This window comes from Pseudomonas parafulva (assembly GCF_002021815.1).
Taxonomy (GTDB): Bacteria; Pseudomonadota; Gammaproteobacteria; order Pseudomonadales; family Pseudomonadaceae; genus Aquipseudomonas; species Aquipseudomonas parafulva_B.
Window position 1 is genome coordinate 4,641,291 of record NZ_CP019952.1, and the last position, 19,428, is coordinate 4,660,718.

At 61.2% G+C, this 19,428-nt stretch carries 17 protein-coding genes; 7 read left to right on the top strand and 10 right to left on the bottom strand.

What is annotated here, in order from left to right; translation table 11 throughout:
• Window positions 1-84: 84 nt before the first annotated feature.
• The 4 genes from pstA to B2J77_RS21030 form a co-directional block, all read right to left on the bottom strand.
• Window positions 85-1,701, bottom strand: coding sequence for a phosphate ABC transporter permease PstA (gene pstA / locus B2J77_RS21015; protein ID WP_178091247.1), 1,617 nt, complete (start codon window positions 1,699-1,701; stop codon window positions 85-87).
• Between the two features lie 71 nt (window positions 1,702-1,772).
• Entirely contained in the window at window positions 1,773-4,061 is a 2,289-nt protein-coding gene (locus B2J77_RS21020) for an ABC transporter permease subunit (protein WP_078479360.1), read from the bottom strand.
• 137 nt (window positions 4,062-4,198) lie between these two features.
• Window positions 4,199-5,197, bottom strand: coding sequence for a phosphate ABC transporter substrate-binding protein PstS (locus B2J77_RS21025; protein ID WP_023532412.1), 999 nt, complete (start codon window positions 5,195-5,197; stop codon window positions 4,199-4,201).
• Window positions 5,198-5,356: 159 nt separating this feature from the next.
• Entirely contained in the window at window positions 5,357-6,646 is a 1,290-nt protein-coding gene (locus B2J77_RS21030; protein ID WP_058638810.1) for an MFS transporter, read from the bottom strand.
• 353 nt (window positions 6,647-6,999) lie between these two features.
• Here B2J77_RS21030 and B2J77_RS21035 point away from each other — a divergent pair, with 353 nt between their 5' ends.
• Both B2J77_RS21035 and B2J77_RS21040 read left to right on the top strand, forming a co-directional pair.
• Complete coding sequence (locus tag B2J77_RS21035) at window positions 7,000-7,398, top strand: acyl-CoA thioesterase (protein WP_003253317.1); 399 nt, start codon at window positions 7,000-7,002, stop codon at window positions 7,396-7,398.
• A 70-nt stretch (window positions 7,399-7,468) separates the two neighbouring features.
• Window positions 7,469-8,374 carry a D-hexose-6-phosphate mutarotase gene (locus tag B2J77_RS21040; RefSeq protein WP_078479361.1) on the top strand — a complete coding sequence of 302 codons (906 nt, stop codon included), beginning with the start codon at window positions 7,469-7,471 and terminating at the stop codon, window positions 8,372-8,374.
• Window positions 8,375-8,387: 13 nt separating this feature from the next.
• Here B2J77_RS21040 and B2J77_RS21045 read toward each other — a convergent pair whose 3' ends face one another.
• The 4 genes from B2J77_RS21045 to purE all read right to left on the bottom strand — a co-directional run bounded on the left by B2J77_RS21045 (window position 8,388) and on the right by purE (window position 10,907).
• On the bottom strand, window positions 8,388-8,921 hold the full coding sequence (locus B2J77_RS21045; protein ID WP_058638808.1) for a DUF3299 domain-containing protein: 534 nt from the start codon (window positions 8,919-8,921) through the stop codon (window positions 8,388-8,390).
• A 47-nt stretch (window positions 8,922-8,968) separates the two neighbouring features.
• Window positions 8,969-9,214 carry a GlsB/YeaQ/YmgE family stress response membrane protein gene (locus tag B2J77_RS21050; RefSeq protein WP_058602748.1) on the bottom strand — a complete coding sequence of 82 codons (246 nt, stop codon included), beginning with the start codon at window positions 9,212-9,214 and terminating at the stop codon, window positions 8,969-8,971.
• A 108-nt stretch (window positions 9,215-9,322) separates the two neighbouring features.
• On the bottom strand, window positions 9,323-10,405 hold the full coding sequence (locus B2J77_RS21055) for a 5-(carboxyamino)imidazole ribonucleotide synthase (protein ID WP_078479362.1): 1,083 nt from the start codon (window positions 10,403-10,405) through the stop codon (window positions 9,323-9,325).
• Between the two features lie 10 nt (window positions 10,406-10,415).
• Window positions 10,416-10,907, bottom strand: coding sequence for a 5-(carboxyamino)imidazole ribonucleotide mutase (gene purE / locus B2J77_RS21060; RefSeq protein WP_058638806.1), 492 nt, complete (start codon window positions 10,905-10,907; stop codon window positions 10,416-10,418).
• A gap of 268 nt (window positions 10,908-11,175) precedes the next feature.
• Between purE and B2J77_RS21065 the strand changes: the two genes are divergently transcribed.
• Window positions 11,176-11,802 (top strand): hypothetical protein, encoded by a 627-nt coding sequence (locus tag B2J77_RS21065; protein WP_058638805.1) that lies wholly within the window; start codon window positions 11,176-11,178, stop codon window positions 11,800-11,802.
• On the opposite strand, the gene B2J77_RS21070 is transcribed toward B2J77_RS21065, so the two are convergent.
• Window positions 11,794-12,711 (bottom strand): LysR substrate-binding domain-containing protein, encoded by a 918-nt coding sequence (locus tag B2J77_RS21070; RefSeq protein ID WP_058638804.1) that lies wholly within the window; start codon window positions 12,709-12,711, stop codon window positions 11,794-11,796. The genes B2J77_RS21065 and B2J77_RS21070 overlap by 9 nt on opposite strands.
• Window positions 12,712-12,893: 182 nt before the next feature.
• Between B2J77_RS21070 and aspA the strand changes: the two genes are divergently transcribed.
• From aspA to B2J77_RS21090, 4 genes are all read left to right on the top strand, one after another.
• Window positions 12,894-14,318: an aspartate ammonia-lyase gene (gene aspA / locus B2J77_RS21075; RefSeq protein ID WP_058602745.1), complete on the top strand. Its 1,425-nt coding sequence runs from the start codon at window positions 12,894-12,896 to the stop codon at window positions 14,316-14,318.
• A gap of 177 nt (window positions 14,319-14,495) precedes the next feature.
• Complete coding sequence (locus tag B2J77_RS21080) at window positions 14,496-15,488, top strand: AraC family transcriptional regulator (protein ID WP_058638803.1); 993 nt, start codon at window positions 14,496-14,498, stop codon at window positions 15,486-15,488.
• A gap of 148 nt (window positions 15,489-15,636) precedes the next feature.
• Window positions 15,637-16,680 carry a histone deacetylase family protein gene (locus B2J77_RS21085; protein ID WP_058602743.1) on the top strand — a complete coding sequence of 348 codons (1,044 nt, stop codon included), beginning with the start codon at window positions 15,637-15,639 and terminating at the stop codon, window positions 16,678-16,680.
• Window positions 16,680-17,783 (top strand): polyamine ABC transporter substrate-binding protein, encoded by a 1,104-nt coding sequence (locus B2J77_RS21090; RefSeq protein WP_058638801.1) that lies wholly within the window; start codon window positions 16,680-16,682, stop codon window positions 17,781-17,783. Before B2J77_RS21085 ends, B2J77_RS21090 begins: the two co-directional genes overlap by 1 nt.
• Before the next feature lie 80 nt (window positions 17,784-17,863).
• Here B2J77_RS21090 and B2J77_RS21095 read toward each other — a convergent pair whose 3' ends face one another.
• Window positions 17,864-19,402, bottom strand: a complete 1,539-nt coding sequence (locus tag B2J77_RS21095) for a PLP-dependent aminotransferase family protein (RefSeq protein ID WP_078479363.1) — start codon at window positions 19,400-19,402, stop codon at window positions 17,864-17,866.
• Window positions 19,403-19,428 lie beyond the last annotated feature (26 nt).

The following is a 19,428-nucleotide window of genomic DNA, read 5'->3' on the forward strand; positions in this document are numbered from 1 at the left end:
TGCCGGCGTATGGCCGCCAGTGGCACGTTGGGACGAAGCGGCCGCTTCGCGTCGGCGACGCCGCTTGAACGTTCGACACCTGGCTCAGCTGTCGAGCGCCTTGTATTTCTCACGAAGGTGGTTACGGATCCACACGGCCGACAGGTTCAGTGTCGCGATGACCATCACCAGCAGCAATGCAGTGGCGTACACCAGTGGCCGTGCCGCCTCCACGTTCGGGCTCTGGAAGCCTACGTCGTAGATGTGAAAGCCCAGGTGCATGATCTTCTGATCCAGGTGCAGGTAGGGGTAATTGCCATCCACCGGCAGCGATGGCGCGAGCTTGACCACCCCCACCAGCATCAGCGGTGCGACTTCACCCGCAGCCCGGGCCACGGCCAGGATCATGCCGGTCATCATGGCCGGGCTGGCCATGGGCAGAACAATCTTCCACAGCGTTTCGGCCTTGGTGGCACCCAATGCCAGCGAGCCTTCGCGCAGGGTGCGCGGAATGCGCGCCAACCCCTCCTCGGTGGCCACGATCACTACCGGCACCGCCAACAATGCCAGGGTCAGTGACGCCCACAACAGGCCCGGCGTGCCCAGGGTGGGCGCCGGCAAGGCTTCGGCAAAGAACAGGCGGTCGATCGAGCCGCCCAGCACGTACACGAAGAAGCCCAAGCCGAAAACGCCGTAGACGATGGCCGGTACACCGGCAAGGTTGTTGACCGCGATGCGAATCAGGCGCGTCACCGGCCCCTGCCGGGCATACTCGCGCAAATAGACCGCTGCCAGCACGCCAAAGGGCGTGACGATCACGGCCATGATCAGGGTCATCATCACAGTGCCGAAGATAGCCGGGAATATACCGCCCTCTGTGTTGGCCTCACGCGGGTCGTCGCTGAGAAACTCCCACACCTTGGCAAAGTAAGCCCCCAGCTTGGCCAGGGTCGACATGCCGTTGGGCTGGAAGGCATGGACCACCTTGCTGAGGTTGATCTCGACTTCACGGCCATTGCCATCGCGCGCGACCAGCGTGTCGCGGGCAAAATCCCGGTGAAGCGTGGACAGGCGATCTTCGATGGCCGTGTAGCGGCTGTTGAGCTCGGCACGGTCAGCCTCGATATCAGCCTGGGCCGCAGCGTCCAGCTTGCCTTCGAGCTCGAGCTTGCGCGCCTGCAGGCGCAACCGCTCCAGGCCATGGTTGATGGCACCGATGTCTTTCTTCTCCAGCGCCTGCAGCGTCTTGTTGAGCTCGCTGGCCCGGGCCAGCCGCGCTTGCAGCTCACCCCAGGCCGCTGCTCCTTCTGCCACCACCCGGCCTTGTTCCTTGACGCTCACCAGGTAGCCATAGAAGTTGCCCCACTCGCGCCGTTCCAGGGCCATCAGCTGCTCGGGGCGCTGCTGATCGACGAGCCAGTCGCCCACGACCCAGGTGAAGTCGCTGCCATTGAGGTCCCGGTTTCCGACCTTGATCAATTCGCGTGTCATGAACTCCGGGCCCTGGTCGGGCACTGGCAAACCGGCGCCCTTGAGGCGCGCACGCGGCACTTCTTCCTGCTGTACCACTTCGCCGATGACCGTCTGCTGGGCCTGGCCCGGCACGGCGTAGCTGGCCTGAATCAAATCGGCCGGCCAGAAATGCCCCAGGCCGCGTACTGCGATCACAGCCAGTAGACCAACGGTCATGATCACCGCCATGGCCACGGCGCCGCCGCTCATCCAGACACCGGGGGCACCGCTCTTGAACCAGCCTTTGAGGGAATCCTTTTTCACGGATCGCTACCTTTCTATCAAAGCGACGAGTATTTCTTGCGCAGACGCTGGCGAATCAGCTCGGCCAAGGTGTTCATGACGAAGGTGAACATCAGCAGCACCAACGCGGCGAGGAACAGCACCCGGTAGTGGCTGCCCCCAACTTCGGATTCCGGCATTTCCACCGCCACGTTGGCAGCCAGCGTGCGCATGCCTTCGAACAGGTTCATCTCCATCACCGGTGTGTTGCCGGTGGCCATCAGCACGATCATGGTTTCACCGACGGCCCGGCCCATGCCGATCATCAGCGCCGAGAAGATGCCGGGGCTGGCGGTCAGGATCACCACCCGGGTGAGGGTCTGCCAAGGTGTTGCCCCCAGCGCCAGGGAACCCAGCGTCAGGCTGCGCGGCACGCTGAAGACGGCGTCCTCGGCTATCGAGTAGATGTTGGGAATGACGGCAAAGCCCATCGCGATCCCGACCACCAGTGCATTGCGCTGGTCATAGGTGATACCCAGGTCATTGGTGATCCACAGGCGCATGTCGCCGCCAAAGAACCAGCTTTCAAGGTGTGGGCTCATGCCAAGGGCAAGCCAGCCGGTGAGCAGAATGACCGGGATCAGGATCGCCGCCTCCCAGCCATCCGGTACCCGCAGACGAATGGATTCAGGCAGCCGGCTCCAGGTGAACCCTGCCAGCAGGATGCCGACCGGCATGAGCAGGAAAAGGCTGAAGACCCCTGGCAGATGGCCTTCCAGGTACGGCGCCAGGAACAGCCCCGCGAAGAACCCCAGAATGACCGTGGGCATCGCCTCCATCAGTTCGATTACTGGCTTGACCTTGCGGCGCATGCCAGGGGCCATGAAGTAGGCCGTATAGATCGCGGCGGCAATGGCCAGCGGCGCGGCCAGGATCATGGCGTAGAAGGCCGCCTTGAGGGTACCGAACGTGAGGGGCGAAAGGCTCAGCTTGGGCTCGAAATCGGTATTGGACGCGGTCGACTGCCACACGTACTTGGGCGCGTCATAATTCTCGTACCACACCTTGCCCCACAGCGCGCTGAAGGACACTTCCGGATGGGGGTTGTGCAGCTTCAATGGCAACAACCTGCCGGGCTCTTCGATCATGATGCGGTTGGCGCGCGGTGACAGGGCAAGGATACCCGGGCCCTGGGCCACGGACTCGACCAGGAGGGTACGGTGCGCCGTGCTGTGGAAAACACCCAGCTTGCCTTCTGCGTCCAGGGCGATGAAGCCCTTGCGACGCTCCTCGGCGTCGATCTGCACGGTGGGCGACGTGCCCAACTGGAAGGTACGAATCTGCTTGAAACGAGACTCCCCGTCCGGGTCACGGGCCATGAACCACTGGGCCAGCCCACCGTGCGAGTCACCGATGATCAGTGAAATGCCGCCTACCAGCTGGGCAGTGGCCGTCACTTCGGTATCGGCGCTCTGCGCCAGGGAATAGCGCCCGTTGAGGCTCTTGTCGCGCAGGCTGAACACGTCGGCAGTGGCGCGACCGTTGATCACGTACAGCCACTGCTGGCGCGGATCGATGAAGATGTTCTTCACCGTTTCGGTCATTTGCGGCAACTCGATACGGGTCTGCTCGGTGGTGACTTCGGCGGTCAGCATGTTTTCGCTGCGCGTCAACGCGAGGACCTGCAGGTGCGCGCCCGTAGAGCCTGCCAGCAACAACGTGTCGCCATTGACACTGGCGCTGACGTGCTCCAGCGCCCGCGCCTGCTCATCCAGCACGAAAGGCTGTTCGCCATAGGGGTAGTCGATGGCCGGCGTAATGGTTTTCTTGTTGCCGGGGTAGGTGATCTTGTAGGTATGGGTGAACACCAACGCCTGGCCATTGGACAACCCCAGCATCACCATCGGGCTGCCTGGCTGATCGGTACCGATCGAAGACACCTGTACGCCGGCAGGGATGGGCAAGTCGACGCGTTCGAGCGCTGCGCCGGTCTTGGTATCGAAGAACAGCACCTGGCCCTTGTCCGAAACCCGCATGCCAACCAGGTTCTGCTCCTCGAGGGCGATCATCAACGGCTTGCCCGCCTCCTCTTTGAGCCAGGCAGGCTGCAATGCCTGCCTGCTGGTCAGCTCGGCGCCCTGGAACAACGGCAGTACCACGTACGCCAGGTAAAAGAAGATCAAGGTGATCGCAGCCAGCACTGCCAGCCCGCCTACCAGCACGTACCAGCGCGTCAGGCGGTCCTTGAGCGCACGCAGGCGGCGCTTGCGCTGCAACTGCGGGGTATTGAAATCGATGCGTGCAGGCTGGGAATCTTGGGTCATTGTGGAGTTGGCCAGATCATTCATGGGGCACACCCTAGCGGTCCCGTATGACAAAAACATGACAATGCAGTGACGCACGAAAGCCCGAAGCACAGTAAGGCTGGCCCCGGGCTGGGAGTGCTGAAGAGGCTAGCTCAACGGCTTGCCCCTGCAGGGTTCGATTACTGCTTGGCGACGTTGCCGGCGTGGGACAGGCCCAGGTCGGCCAGGGTCTTGTCGACGACTTTGGCAGGCAGCGGGATGTAGCCATCCTTGACGACCACCTGCTGGCCGGCCTGCGACAGTACCAGCTTCACGAATTCGGCCTCCAGCGGGGCCAGCGGCTTGTTCGGTGCCTTGTTGACGTAAACGTACAGGAAGCGCGAAAGCGGGTAGCTGCCGTTCAGGGCGTTGGTCTCGTTGTCCTCGACGAACTCGCCGCCGTCTTTCTTGGCCAGCGGCACGGTCCTGACGCTGGCCGTCTTGTAGCCGATGCCCGAGTAGCCAATGCCATTGAGCGACGAGCTGATGGACTGCACCACGGAGGCGGAACCGGGTTGCTCATTGACGTTGGGCTTGAAGTCCCCTTTGCACAGGGCTTCTTCCTTGAAGTACCCATAAGTGCCGGACACCGAGTTGCGGCCGAACAGCTGGATCGGCTTGTTGGCGAGGTCGCCGGTTACTCCGGCATCGCCCCAAGTCTTGATCTCGGCCTTGCCACCACACAAACGAGTCGAGGAGAAGATGGCATCGACCTGGGCCATGGTCAGGCCCTTGATCGGGTTGTCCTTGTGCACGAACACCGCCAGGGCGTCGACCGCAACCGGGATGGCGGTCGGTTTATAGCCGTACTTCTGCTCGAACGCCTGCAATTCGACGTCCTTCATCTTGCGGCTCATGGGGCCGAGGTTGGCGGTGCCTTCGGTCAGCGCCGGTGGCGCCGTGGAAGAGCCCGCTGCCTGAATCTGGATGTTGACGTTCGGGTATTCCTTTTTGTAAGCCTCGGCCCACAGGGTCATCAGGTTCGCGAGGGTATCGGAGCCGACGCTGGAGAGGTTGCCCGAAACACCCGTGGTCTTGGTGTAGGTCGGGATAGCAGGATCGACAGCGGCCACTGCGTTGGCGGTTGCAACGCCAGCGGCGGCAAAGGTAAGGGCCGCCATCAAACGCTTCAATTTCATACCTTGCTCCTAGCTGGAATGGGGGTGCTGAGAGGGAACGGGGGCCAGTATCTGCAGCGCGCATGAACACGATATGACTTGATTGTGACAATTGGATGAAATGCCATCATCGTGTCGAAGCGCTGCCTGCAGGGAGCAAGTGTCAGTGGGCAAGGCGATTCAACGCTTTTTGGCGAGCAAGTACAGACCTACCGAAAAGCCGACCACGCACAGTACAGCCACATAGTAAGCAGGCGCCATGGGGCTGACTTTCAGAAGCCCGGTTACCGCCATCGGCGTCAGGCCGCCGAAGATGGCATAGGCGACGTTGTAGGAAAACGACAAGCCGCTGAAGCGCACCGCAGCCGGGAATGCCTTTACCATCACATAGGGCACTGCGCCGATCACACCCACGCACAAGCCGGTCACCGCATACAACGGGAACAACAGCTCCGGCCGCGTTGGCAAGCTGTGGTAGAACGCCCAGGAACTGACCAGCAACATCAGGCTACCGATGACGAACACACGGCCTGCACCGAAGCGATCGGCCAGGCTACCGGCGCCAATGCAACCCAGGCTCAACAGCACGATCGCCAGGCTGTTGGCCTTGAGCGAGTCGGTAGGACTGATGTGATAGATGCTCTGCAGCAAGGCTGGTGTCATGAGGATCACCACCACGATGCCTGCCGACAACACCCAGGTCAGCAACATGGACAGCACGATGGGCCCGCGATGATCGCGCAGCACGGCCCGAAGCGGCAGCCCTTCGGCCAGGGCCTTGCGTTGCTGCATTTCTGCGAATACCGGGGTTTCATGCAGCCAACGGCGCAGGTAAACCGAAAACAGACCGAACACGCCGCCCAGCAGGAACGGGATTCGCCAGGCATAGCTGGCCACTTCTTCAGCGCTGTAGACGCTGTTGATCAAGGTCGCGACCAGCGAGCCCAGCAAAATACCGGCAGTCAAACCGGCAGTGAGCGTGCCGCAGGCATAACCGGTATTGCGCGCCGGCACATGCTCCGAGACGAATACCCAGGCGCCTGGCACTTCCCCGCCGATGGCCGCCCCCTGGATCACCCGCATCAACAGCAACAGGATCGGCGCCCACAGGCCAATCTGCGCGTAGGTCGGCAACAGGCCCATGATCAAGGTGGGCAGGGCCATCATGAAGATGCTCAGGGTGAACATCTTCTTGCGGCCCAGCAGGTCGCCAAAATGCGCCATGATGATGCCGCCCAGGGGCCGTGCCAGATAGCCTGCGGCGAAAATGCCGAACGTCTGCATCAACCGCAGCCACTCGGGCATGTCGGCCGGAAAGAACAGCTTGCCAACCACGGTGGCGAAGAACACAAAAATGATGAAGTCGTAGAACTCCAGCGCACCGCCCAGTGCAGATAGTGAAAGGGTCTTGTAGTCACTGCGGGTCAGCGGCCGCGGGGCCTGCTCGATACTGCTCGGCGCGGAAGTCATCACGGTTATTCTCTTTATAGGGCAAGGCCACACGGGATGCGGCTTGTTCAAGGCGAAGGCGAAGATAGCAAATTGCCGGACACGGCTGAAAGCGACACGCAATCCTTACCGACCTGCAAGAACGCATGGTCGTCGCTCGCGTAGATGCTCTATATACTGGCGTTTCGTACGAAATGTGTCCTGCTAGCGTGGGATATTGTGCGAAAACACCGGTCACTATACTCAGACGGTTTCGAAGCATTTCCCACGGCCGTCCCGTCATACGAATCGGCGTAGTATGTTGTCAGCTGAATCGTTTACCGGCCTAAGCGCCGCATCCAAGAAAAGCGTCACGGGTCAGAGGCCCCCACCGCATGATTGAGCTCGAACAAGAAGATCCAATTCCGCAGGGCGACCTTGCTCTGCAGATCACCGCACTGCCACGGGAAACAAACGGCTTTGGCGATATCTTCGGCGGCTGGCTGGTCGCCCAGATGGACCTGGCAGGTACCGCCATGGCCAGCCGTGTTGCCGGTGGCCGCGTTGCCACCGTGGCGATAGATCGCATGGCGTTTCTGGTACCGGTGGCCGTGGGCGCACAGTTGTCTTTCTATACGCAGACGCTGGAGATCGGACGCAGCTCCATCCAGATGATGGTCGAAGTATGGAGCGACGATCCACTGTCCAGCGAATGGCGCAAGGTGACCGAAGCCGTCTTCGTCTTCGTCGCCATCGATGGCAGCGGCCGTACCCGTTCCGTCCCTCGTCGCTGAGGCCTGCCGGCGGTAAACTCATTGCCTGCGACCGGGTCCAAGGCCCACTGGCAACTAATGAGATGACGCAATGGCCACCTTCCAGGTATCGACCGAGCAACATGGCGAGCTTCACTGCTGGCGTATCCGCAGCAGCTTCGCCGAACTACTGATCGCCCGCCAGGGTGCGCAGGTCCTCAGCTATCAGCGCACTGGCGAGCCGCCATTGCTCTGGTTGAGCGACGAGGCCATTTTCCGCCAGGGGAAGTCGGTTCGGGCAGGGGCGCCTGTGTGCTGGCCCTGGTTCGGCAACCTGCAGCGCAACCCCGAAACCGTGCAGTCCATGTACCACGCTGAACACGCGCCAGCCCATGGGCTTGTCCGGACGCGTGACTGGCAATTGCTGGGCGTTGAGGAAGTGGGCGAAAGCCTGCGGATCGAGTTCGAAATGGCCGAAGCGCAAGGTGGGTTGCCCGGGTGGCCGCACACTGTGGAGCTCAAGCTGGTGGTCGTGCTGGACGCGGCGTTGACGCTGCAACTGACCAGCCGCAACCTTGGCCATAGCCCGGTCACCCTCAGCCAGGCCTTGCACAGTTACTTTGCAGTCAGTGATGTGCGCCAGGCCGAGGTCCACGGTGTCGAAGGTTTGTCTTACATCGAAACCCTGTCCGACTGGCAACAGCGCCATCAGGAGGGCGCGCTGGTGTTTAGCGGCGAGACGGACCGGATCTATCTGAATACGCCGCAAACGTTGAGCATCGTCGACCCGTCCTGGGGCAGGCGGATCATCCTGACCAGCAGCCGATCCCGTTCAGCGGTGATCTGGAACCCCTGGACCGCACGGGCCAAGGAATTACCGGACATGGCCGATGACGGCTGGCAGCGCATGCTGTGCATCGAGACGGCGAACGTATGGGATGACGTGGTGCAGTTGCAGCCCGGGGCCAGCAGCTCGCTGGGGGTCAGGATCGATTGTGAAGTGATCTCAAAGGCCTAGTCCCACACACGCCTCAAAGATCGGCGTCCACCACTACCCGCACCTTCGCGGCGTCCAAGGCATAGGCCGCGTCGGCCAGGTCGTTGCTGACCTTTTCCACCTTCAGCGTGCCGCTGACCCACACCGGTGTGTAGATGTCATCGATCTTCAGCCCTTTTGGGTAGCGCACCAACACCAGCTGGTTAGGTGGTGGTGGCGGGACGTGGATGCACGCACCAGGGTAAGGCACCAGAAAGAACAGGGTGCTGTTGCCCTTTGCATCGCTTTCAAGCGGCACAGGGTAGCCGCCCAGGCGAATGTCCTTGCCGTTGAGGGCAGGCACGGTTTTGGTCGAGTACATGACCGCAGGCAACCCCTTGCTCTGCTTCAAGCCGCCTTTGGCGGTGAAGGTACCCATGGCTTCAGGGGAGTTGTGGTCGATTTCAGGCATCTGCTCGAGTGCCTTTTGGTCCGACTTGGGCATCAATTCCAGCCAGTCGGTCTCGGGCAGTTCGGCATGGGCCAGGGAACTGGCCGACAACAGGAGGGCAATGAAGAAGGCACGCATGGAATGCTCGGCAACTCGGGATGAATTGCCGGCATTCTAACCAGTATTCAGCGTTTCTTGATGAATCCGTAGATCACCAGGAGGATGATGGCGCCTACCAGTGCACCAAAGAAGCCGGCTGCCTGACCTGCCTGATAGATACCAAGCGCCTGACCGCCATAGGTGGCCAACAGCGAGCCAGCGATACCGAGCAGGATGGTCATGATCCAGCCCATGCTGTCGTCGCCCGGTTTGATGAAACGAGCCAGCAAGCCGACGATGAGGCCGATGAAAATGGTTCCGATGATACCCATGGCAATCCCCTTGCAGTAAAGATGGAACACGCCAAAGCCTAGGCTGCGCTTTGGCGTGTTGCCACTTCAGAGGGCCCGCCGGATGCAGAAGTTCGAATTGACGCTCGATCAGTTGCCGATCAGCGCCTGCACTTGCGCAATCTTGTGCTCGAGCGTGGTCATGTCCTGGCACCGCAATGTGGCATGTCCGACCTTGCGCCCGGCCTTGAACGCCTTGCCATAGTGGTGCAGGTGGCAGTCGTCGATGGCCACGACCTGCTCCACTGGGGGAACTTCACCGATGAAGTTGAGCATGGCGCTCTCGCCGACCTTGGCCGTGGAACCCAATGGCAAACCGGCGATGGCACGCACGTGGTTTTCGAACTGGCTGCACTCGGCGCCTTCGATGGTCCAGTGCCCGGAGTTGTGCACGCGCGGTGCAATTTCATTGGCCTTGAGCCCGCCGTCGACCTCGAAGAATTCGAACGCCATGACCCCGACATAATCGAGTTGTTGCAACACGCGACCGACGTAGTCTTCAGCCAGCGCTTGCAGCGGGTGCGCCTGACTGGCGACCGACAGGTGCAGGATGCCGCTATTGTGCGTGTTGTGCACCAGCGGGTAGAACCGTGTTTCGCCATCGCGGGCCCGGACAGCGACCAGCGATACTTCACCGGTAAAGGGTACGAAGCCTTCGAGCAGGCACGGCACGTTGCCCAGTTCGGCAAAGGTGCCTACCACGTCCTGCGCGGTGCGCAGGACTTTCTGGCCCTTGCCGTCGTAGCCCAACGTCCGGGTCTTGAGCACCGCTGGCAGACCGATGCTCGCCACTGCGGCGTCTAGGTCTGCCTGCGACAGGATGTCGGCGAACGCAGGGGTGGGGATCCCCAGGTCACGGAACATGCTTTTCTCGAACAAACGGTCGCGGGCGATGCGCAGGGCCTCGGCACTTGGGTACACCGGCACGAACTGCGAAAGAAAAGCCACGGTCTCGGCCGGAACGCTCTCGAACTCGAAGGTAACCAGGTCAACCTGGTCGGCCAGCTGGCGCAGCTGCTCCTGGTCGCTATAGCCTGCGCGCAGGTGCTCGCCCAGAGAGGCGGCACAGGCATCAGGCGCCGGGTCGAGGAAGGCGAAGTTCATGCCCAGCGGAGTACCCGCCAGTGCTAGCATGCGACCCAGCTGGCCGCCTCCGATTACACCGATTTTCATGGGTTGAACCTCAAGCCTGACGCGGATCTGGGTTATCCAGCACGGTGTCGGTCTGTTCCGTGCGGAACTGCTTCAACGCCGCGTGGTACTGAGGGTGCTTGGCGCCGAGGATGCTGGCCGACAACAGCGCGGCATTGATCGCGCCCGCGCGGCCGATGGCCAGCGTGGCAACCGGCACGCCGGCCGGCATCTGCACGATCGACAGCAGCGAATCAACACCTGAAAGCATCGACGACTGCACGGGCACGCCCAGCACCGGCAGGTGGGTCTTGGCCGCGCACATGCCAGGCAAGTGGGCCGCACCACCGGCACCGGCGATGATCACCTCGATGCCCCGGCCGTCAGCTTCTTCGGCGTACTGGAACAGCAGATCCGGCGTACGGTGGGCGGAAACCACCTTCACCTCGTAGGGAATGCCGAGTCTTTCCAGCATATCGGCGGTGTGGCTAAGGGTGGACCAATCGGACTTGGAGCCCATGATCACGCCAACCAGTGCACTCATCGTCGAGCCTCTCCTGCAAGCGCCTTCTGGCGCGCTAAAAGCAACAAGCCACGCAGGTGGACCGGCGTGGCTTGTCATACGGATTATGAATCGACCAGGTCGGCCGAAGGCGCAGGATTGTAGCGTATTCATGAAGGGAGCGCCCACCCCCATAAGCACATGCCGGATCAAAGGGCAAGCTGTCTCGCGGGACAAGTTTTTCCCGCTGCTGCCTGGGCGCTGCACGCTGAATGCTAGGGCCTTCAATCAATGACCCAGGCAGGTGCACATGACTATTCCACGCCTCTCAACGATCTCGCTTGCCCTTCTGTTCAGTGTGCAGGCATTGAACGCTTCGGCAGCCCGTTCACTGACCGTCAACGTCTATATTCATGACGACTTGGCCGACATGCAGGACGCTCAACTGCACAACGACTACTTTGAGCATTGGCTTAAGGAAATGCGCCGTTTTACCGATCACCCCATTGAAGTGATCTTTCAGCGAAACGTACCTCTTATCACCGATATTGCGTATGCAGGCATGCCGTCGTCGCAAATACTGGAAGTGTTTACCGACGGCATCCATGAAAAAACGCGGCATAGCCCTTTTTCATTCGTGGACAAACACCTGCTGCTAACCCGCGACAGTTACGATCGAAGCGGTTGGAACTACAACGCTGGACTTGCCTACACGAAGCAGAACACGGCTATCTCATCAATCGCCGCGTATGGCGCTCCCGCCCATGAAATCGGCCACATGCTGGGCGCTACCCACGAAGATGCCGAACTTAAGTTCAACGGCTGGGTATGCGAAACCTACACTCACCCACGGGTAACCGCTCGCTCGAACTGCTATCGCTACAGCGACAAGAACCGCGCAACCATCGCGGATTATCTGAAATACAATTCAAAATGATGCCTCGCCTTGGACGCTGGTCGACTCCAGTTTGCGCCACAGCAAGCGCACGTTGGCCTTGCGGACCAAGGCGCAGCGATACAGGCGAATTTCCAGCGGCACGTGCCACTGGCTGCCACCGCAGATCGCAAGTTCCCCACGCTCCAGTTCACCGCGCATGGACAGTCGCGGTACCCATGCCACCCCCATCCCCTCCAGGGCCATGCTCTTGAGGCTGTCAGCCATGGCGGTTTCATAGACGGTGGTGTAGCGCAGATTGCGCTGGCGCAGCAGCAGGTTCACCGAACGGCCAAGGAAGGCGCCGGCGCTGTAGGCCAACAATGGCACGCTGGTTTCACCCTCTAGGGTGAACAACGGTTTGCCTGCGGCATCCACGGCACAAACGGGCAACATCTCGGTGGTGCCCATGTGCAGCGAGGGAAAGATTTCGGCGTCCATCTGCAAGGCTGCATCAGGGTCGTAGAACGCTAGCATCAGGTCGCAGCCGCCTTCCCTCAAGGCATGCACTGCATCGCCGACGTTGGTGGCAACAAGCCGGGTGGCGATGTTCAGCCCATCGTTGCGCAGCTGGGCCACCCAGCGCGGGAAGAAGCCCGACGCGAGCGAGTGCGCGGCCGCCACTTGAATCACTTCGCCCTGGCCACCCTCGAGATGATGCAAATGGCGAAGAATTTCGCTCAGTTGGTCGACAACCGTACGGGCTGTTACCAAAAACAGCTGGCCCGCCTCTGTCAGCTCGATAGGGGTGCGGGAACGGTTGACCAGGGTAAGCCCCAAGGCTGCCTCCAGGCTACGAATCCGGCGGCTGAAGGCCGGCTGCGTCACGAAGCGCCGCTCCGCCGCCTGGGAAAAACTGCGGGTTGAGGCCAGGGCACTAAAGTCCTCCAGCCATTTGCTTTCAAGGTTCATTGGGCCGCTCCCCTGCCGTGCACCAAAATGGAACACGCTCGAAAATCAATCGGCGTCACATCTATCATTATGCCGTTTGTGCATAGGTTAGCGTGCAACAGCATTGGCCGCAAAAACACCTTAGGGCCTAGGATTGGCGCCATTCCGGCATGTGCCGGGTCAAACTCGAGATGATATTTATCATGTCCGCTGCTGCATCGTTCCGCGTCGAAAAAGATCTGTTGGGCACCCTTGAAGTTCCTGCCGATGCCTACTACGGCATCCAGACCCTGCGCGCTGCCAACAACTTCCACCTCTCTGGCGTCCCCCTATCGCACTACCCCAAGCTGGTCGTGGCCTTGGCCATGGTCAAGCAGGCGGCTGCCGATGCCAACCGTGAGCTGGGCCACCTGAGCGATGCAAAGCACGCTGCCATCAGTGCAGCCTGCGCCCGTCTGATCAAGGGCGACTACCACGAGCAGTTCGTGGTCGACATGATTCAAGGGGGTGCCGGTACCTCCACCAATATGAACGCCAACGAAGTCATCGCCAACGTTGCGTTGGAGGCCATGGGTCACCAGAAGGGTGAATACCAGTACCTGCACCCCAACAACGATGTGAACATGGCGCAGTCGACCAACGACGCCTACCCCACCGCTATTCGCCTGGGCTTGCTGCTGGGCCACGACGCCCTGCTGGCCAGCCTCGACAGCCTGATCCAGGCCTTTGCTGCCAAAGGTAAAGAGTTCGACCACGTACTAAAGATGGGTCGTACCCAGCTGCAGGACGCCGTGCCGATGACTCTGGGCCAGGAATTCCGCGCCTTTGCCACCACCATGACCGAAGACCTCAACCGTCTGCGCTCGCTGGCACCTGAGCTGCTCACCGAGATCAACCTGGGTGGCACCGCGATTGGCACCGGCATCAACGCCGACCCGGGCTACCAAGCTCTGGCCGTACAGCGTCTGGCAACCATCAGTGGCCAGCCACTGGTACCGGCTGCCGACCTGATCGAAGCCACCTCCGACATGGGCGCCTTCGTACTGTTCTCCGGCATGCTCAAGCGCACCGCGGTCAAGTTGTCGAAGATCTGCAACGACCTGCGCCTGCTGTCCAGCGGCCCGCGTACCGGCATCAACGAGATCAACCTGCCGGCTCGTCAGCCAGGCAGCTCGATCATGCCAGGCAAGGTAAACCCGGTGATTCCTGAAGCCGTGAACCAAGTGGCCTTCGCCATCATGGGCAACGACCTGGCCCTGACCGTCGCGGCCGAAGGTGGCCAGCTTCAGTTGAACGTGATGGAGCCGTTGATCGCCTACAAGATCTTCGACTCGATTCGCCTGCTGCAACGCGCCATGGACATGCTGCGCGAGCATTGCATCGTCGGCATCACCGCCAACGAACAGCGCTGCCGTGAACTGGTCGAGCATTCGATTGGCCTGGTCACTGCCCTGAACCCTTATATCGGCTACGAAAACGCCACCCGTATCGCTCGCGTTGCCCTGGAAACCGGCCGCGGCGTGCTTGAACTGGTGCGCGAAGAGAAGCTGCTGGACGACGCGATGCTCGACGACATCCTGCGCCCGGAAAACATGATTGCCCCGCGTCTGGTTCCGCTCAAGGCCTGACCAGCACGTTGTAACCGTCTCACCAGGTCGAGGGACTAGACACCTCTCAACCTTTCCTAAGCCCGGGCGCATGCTTCGGGCTTTTTTTTGCCCGCCCGGTGCCGGTTGGCAGGCATTGACGGCACTCGGCATACAACTTGCTCGGTAATGCGTCCCAGACCTACGGGACCACCCAGCATGCTGCACAGCCACCTGACCACCCTCAACGCGGTTTCGCTGATTCTCAACGTCTTCCAGGCTCAAGGCTGCGAAGCCTCGGAGCTGCTGGCCGGGAGCGGCATAGGCCCAGCGGACCTTGGCCATGCCGATGCACGCATCACGACCCAGCAGGAACTGCAGGTCTGTGCCAATGCCGTGGCACGTCGGGAGGATATTGGCCTGGAGTTGGGCCAGCGCATGCGCGTGTCTTCCTACGGCATGCTGGGGTACGCGCTGCTGTCCAGTGCCACTTTGGGTGACGCCCTGAGCCTGGCATTGGAGTATCCGGCACTGCTGGGAACAGTTTTTACCTTGCGTCTGGTCGACGACGGCCACAGTGTCTGGCTCAGCGCCAGCGATTATCGGGACAGCCCTGCGCTCAGCGCTTTCAACGCCGAATTCTGCATGGTGTCGTTGAAGGTCATCTGCGACGACTTGCTAGGCCTCGATCTGCCGCTGCTCGGGGCTCGCTTCGAGCACCTGCGCCCGGATTACCACGCGTGCTACAGGCGCATGTTCCAGTGCCCGACCACCTTCGCCTCCCATGACAATGCCTTTGCCTTCGAGCGGCACTGGCTAGACGCGCCACTTCCCCTGGCCGACCCGATCACCCACAAGGCCATGAAAGAGCGATGCCGACGCCTGAACCTCGAGTTCACCGGCCGGCAGGCATGGCTGGGGCGCGTCCGCCAACTGCTTGTCAATCAACTGGAAGCGGCGCCGGGCCTGGAGGGCCTGGCACGGCAGATGAACTGCTCGTCCCGTACGCTTCGCCGTCATTTGCAGGCGCTGGGCAGCAGCTATCAGCAATTGCTCGATGAGTTGAAGTTCGAACGGGCCAAGGAACTGCTCGCCGACGGGCACATGCCGATCCACCGCATTGCCGAAACGCTTGGGTACAGCGAGACGGCCAGTTTCCGTCATGCCTTTGTGCGCTGGAGTGGCGTGGCGCCGACTCGGTTTCGTGGCTGACCCTGCTGCTAAGCCCAGGGAAACTGCCGCGAAGATGAAGGTGGTCGACGTTGGCCATATCTATCCTCTTTTGGCCGATTCGGACGTTCTCGCTAAGCGGCCCCGTTCGTGACAATGGATGCACGCCAGTACCCACCGGAGAACAACAATGCTGACGATCTATTCCGATGATCACCGTCTGCACCATGGCCGCTGCGAGCTGATCGACGGCAAGCTCATGCCTTGCTTCGAAATGCCCTCGCGTGCCGATCACGTCCTGGCCCAGGTACGCAAACGCGAGCTGGGTGAGGTCAGAGGCCCTGACGATTTTGGCCGTGCGCCGTTGCTGCGCGTACACAGTGCCGACTACCTCGACTTCTTCGAAGGTGCCTGGGCGCGCTGGGCAGCCATGGGCCAGGAGGGCGATCTGCTTCCCTATACCTGGCCTGCTCGCACGTTGCGGGCGGTCAAGCCCACCGGGTTGCACGGTGAGCTGGGTTACTACAGTTTCGATGCAGGGGCGCCCATCACGGCAGGCACCTGGCAGGCCGCCTACAGCGCAGCCCAGGTCGCGCTCACGGCGCAAGCGGCCATCGAGCAGGGTGCCCACGCCGCGTTCGCATTGTGTCGTCCACCGGGGCACCACGCGGCAGGCGACGTCATGGGGGGCTACTGCTACCTGAACAATGCAGCCATCGCTGCCCAGGCCTTCCTCGACCAAGGGCGAGCAAAGGTGGCCATCCTCGACGTGGACTACCACCACGGCAATGGTACCCAGGACATTTTCTATAGCCGCGCCGATGTTTTCTTCGCCTCCATTCATGGTGATCCTCAGGATGAGTTCCCCTTCTTCCTGGGCTATGCCGACGAAACCGGAGCCGGTGCCGGCGAGGGCTGCAACGTGAATTATCCGCTACCGGCAGGCAGTGACTGGTCGACCTGGCGAGCAGCTCTGGAAGACGCTTGCGAACGCATCGCCGCGTATGAGCCGGAGGTAGTGGTGGTATCGCTGGGGGTGGACACATTCAAGGACGATCCGATCTCCCAGTTCAAGCTCGACAGTCCTGATTACCTGGAGATGGGCAAGCGCATCGCGCAGCTCGGCAAGCCCACCCTGTTCGTGATGGAAGGTGGCTATGCCGTGGAAGAAATCGGCATCAACGCCGTCAACGTGCTCGAAGGCTTCCAACGCGCACAACCCGGAGCTCGATAATGGCCACCCTCAAACAGCTACTCGCCCCTCTCGTTGCTGCAGTACTGTGCGCAGGTACCCTGCACGCCCAGGCCGAACAGCGCACGCTGCGCGTGTACAACTGGTTCGATTACATCACCCCGCAGACGCTGACTGACTTCCAAAAGGACAGCGGTGTGAAGCTGGTGTATGACATCTTCGATACCAATGAAGCGCTGGAAGCCAAGTTGCTGACCGGCAACTCTGGTTACGATGTGGTGGTGCCATCCAACGTGTTTCTGGCCAAGCAGATCGAGGCCGGCGTGTTCCAGTCGCTCGATCGCAGCAGGCTGCCGAACTGGCAACACCTGGACCCGGCCCTGATGAAGCTGATCGAGGCCAACGACCCAGGTAACAAGTTTGCCGTGCCGTACATGTACGGCACCATACTGATCGGCTTCAACCCGGCCAAGGTCAAGGCTGCGCTCGGCGACAATGCGCCGGTGGACAGCTGGGACCTGATCTTCAAGGAAGAGAACATTGCCAAGCTCAAGCAATGTGGCGTCGCCCTGCTCGACTCGCCGTCGGAGATTCTGCCGCTGGCCCTGCAGCACCTGGGCTTGCCACCCAATAGTGACAAACCGGCCGACTACAAGAAGGCCGAGGCGCTGATGCTGAAGATTCGCCCGTATATCACCTACTTCCACTCGTCGAAGTATATGGCAGACATCGCCAATGGCGATATCTGCGTCGCCGTGGGCTACAGCGGCAGCTTCTCGCAGGCTGCCAACCGTGCCCGCGAGGCCAACAACGGTGTCGTGGTGGACATGCGCCTGCCCAAGGAAGGCGCACCGATCTGGTTCGACATGCTGGCGATACCGAAAAACGCGGCCAACCCGGAAGACGCCTATAAGTTCATCAATTACCTCCTGCGGCCGGAGGTGATTGCGCCGATCAGCGACTTTGTCGGGTACCCCAACCCGAACAAGGATGCGACCGACAAGGTGAACCCAGCGATTCGCAACAACCCCAACCTGTACCCGACGGCAGAGGCAATGACCAAGCTGTACACCCTCAAGCCATTGGCGCGAGATGCGGAGCGTGCGCGGACCCGCGCATGGACCAGAATCAAGTCCGGGACCTGAGTCGCCTGCTTCGCGGGTAAACCCGCTCCCACAGGTACAGCGCTGACCTTAAGTGCTGTGCAGATCCTGTTGGAGCGGGTTTAACCGCGAAGTGGCCGCCAAGCCTTGCGCAGTTTCATCAAGGCATCGGCAATTTCCCCTTCCGGCACCGCTGCAAACCCCAGCACCAGCCCTGCCCGCTTATCCACAGGCACCTCGCTGTCCGCCAACCAGAAACTGCTCAGCGCCGTCACCTCTACGCCCACCGCTTCAGCCTTGGCTACCAGTTCCTGCTCACGCGCAAAGTTATCCACATCTACCTTCACATGCAGCCCGGCCGCCACTGCCGGCATGGCACCCAACCCGGGAATATCCATAGGCCAGCCGGCCTTGAGCACATTGCGCCGGCTCAACGCCGCCTTGCGCATGCGCCGGATATGCCGCTGAAAGTGCCCACGGGCCATGAACTCGGCCATCACGCATTGGCTGCTGACCTCAGAATGCCGCACCGCCAACGCCTTGCCCTGGCTGAACGCTTGGGCCAGCGGCGGCGGTAGCACCAGGTAACCCAGGCGCAGCGCCGGGAAGGCGATTTTGCCGAAGGTGCCGACATACAGCACCCGCCCGTGAAGGTCGAGCGCTGCAAGCGGGGCCAAGGGCGCGCCACGGTATCGGTACTCACCGTCATAGTCGTCCTCGATAATCCACGCGTCGTTACGCTCGGCCCAGGCCAGCAGTGACAGGCGACGCGCCAGGCTCATGGTCACCCCGGTCGGGTACTGATGAGCAGGCGTCACGTAGGCCAGCCGGCAATCCTCCAATTGCGCTAGCCGAGTGCAATCCATCCCCTCTTCATCCACCGGTACACCATGCACCCGGCCACCCGCCAGTGCGAAGGCATGACCGGCTGCCCGATAGCCCGGGTTTTCCACAGCCACACCGTCGCCTGGCTGCAACAGCAACTGTGCACAAAGGCTGATGGCCTGTTGTGCACCACTGGTGATCACAATTTGTTCAGCCATGCAACTCAGCCCACGCGAGCGTCGCAAGTAGGCAGCGATGAGTTCGCGCAGCATCGGCTCGCCCGCCGGATCGCCATAACCCAGTTGAGCGGGGCTCGGATGACGCCAGAAACCCGCCTGCAGCTTGGCCCAGACGCCAAACGGGAACAGGTCGAATGCGGGAATACCGACGCGAAAAGCACGGGGCTGACCGCTTCTTGGCGGCGGCAAGTAGTTGGTTTTCAGTCGCTGCAAAGCGTCACTGAAACGCCGGTTGCTGGATAAATCCTCAGTATCATTTACAGGAAATGTGGATAAGTCTGTTGATAACCCATGGGGTAACCCTGTGGATACTTGTGTGGATAGTTTTGGTAGCCGACTCACGTAAGTGCCATCACCCACCCGGCTTTCGATGTAGCCCTCGGCGTACAACTGATCATAGGCCCGCACCACGCTGTTGCGTGATAACCCCAGCATGGTGGCCAACTCACGGGTGGCCGGCAACCGGGTTCCGCTGCTCAGGCGCCCATCCAGCACCCGCGCTCGCAGCGCTTGGTACAGCTGCTGGCTAAGCCCGCGGCGGTGATCCAAGGCAATTCCGGAAGGGTCGAAAGGCAAAACGAGGGGGCTATCGCTCATGGTATTGGACCTATCAAAACAGGCAG

Coding starts and splice junctions, on each gene's coding strand:
- B2J77_RS21025 (WP_023532412.1), bottom strand. CDS start 5,197: ATGAAATTGAAGCGTTTGATGGCGGCCCTTACCTTTGCCGCCGCTGGC.
- B2J77_RS21055 (WP_078479362.1), bottom strand. CDS start 10,405: ATGAAAATCGGTGTAATCGGAGGCGGCCAGCTGGGTCGCATGCTAGCA.
- B2J77_RS21035 (WP_003253317.1), top strand. CDS start 7,000: ATGATTGAGCTCGAACAAGAAGATCCAATTCCGCAGGGCGACCTTGCT.
- purE (WP_058638806.1), bottom strand. CDS start 10,907: ATGAGTGCACTGGTTGGCGTGATCATGGGCTCCAAGTCCGATTGGTCC.
- B2J77_RS21050 (WP_058602748.1), bottom strand. CDS start 9,214: ATGGGTATCATCGGAACCATTTTCATCGGCCTCATCGTCGGCTTGCTG.
- B2J77_RS21080 (WP_058638803.1), top strand. CDS start 14,496: ATGCTGCACAGCCACCTGACCACCCTCAACGCGGTTTCGCTGATTCTC.
- B2J77_RS21085 (WP_058602743.1), top strand. CDS start 15,637: ATGCTGACGATCTATTCCGATGATCACCGTCTGCACCATGGCCGCTGC.
- B2J77_RS21030 (WP_058638810.1), bottom strand. CDS start 6,646: ATGACTTCCGCGCCGAGCAGTATCGAGCAGGCCCCGCGGCCGCTGACC.
- B2J77_RS21065 (WP_058638805.1), top strand. CDS start 11,176: ATGACTATTCCACGCCTCTCAACGATCTCGCTTGCCCTTCTGTTCAGT.
- aspA (WP_058602745.1), top strand. CDS start 12,894: ATGTCCGCTGCTGCATCGTTCCGCGTCGAAAAAGATCTGTTGGGCACC.
- B2J77_RS21070 (WP_058638804.1), bottom strand. CDS start 12,711: ATGAACCTTGAAAGCAAATGGCTGGAGGACTTTAGTGCCCTGGCCTCA.
- B2J77_RS21045 (WP_058638808.1), bottom strand. CDS start 8,921: ATGCGTGCCTTCTTCATTGCCCTCCTGTTGTCGGCCAGTTCCCTGGCC.
- B2J77_RS21040 (WP_078479361.1), top strand. CDS start 7,469: ATGGCCACCTTCCAGGTATCGACCGAGCAACATGGCGAGCTTCACTGC.
- B2J77_RS21095 (WP_078479363.1), bottom strand. CDS start 19,402: ATGAGCGATAGCCCCCTCGTTTTGCCTTTCGACCCTTCCGGAATTGCC.
- B2J77_RS21090 (WP_058638801.1), top strand. CDS start 16,680: ATGGCCACCCTCAAACAGCTACTCGCCCCTCTCGTTGCTGCAGTACTG.
- pstA (WP_178091247.1), bottom strand. CDS start 1,701: ATGAGCGGCGGCGCCGTGGCCATGGCGGTGATCATGACCGTTGGTCTA.
- B2J77_RS21020 (WP_078479360.1), bottom strand. CDS start 4,061: ATGAATGATCTGGCCAACTCCACAATGACCCAAGATTCCCAGCCTGCA.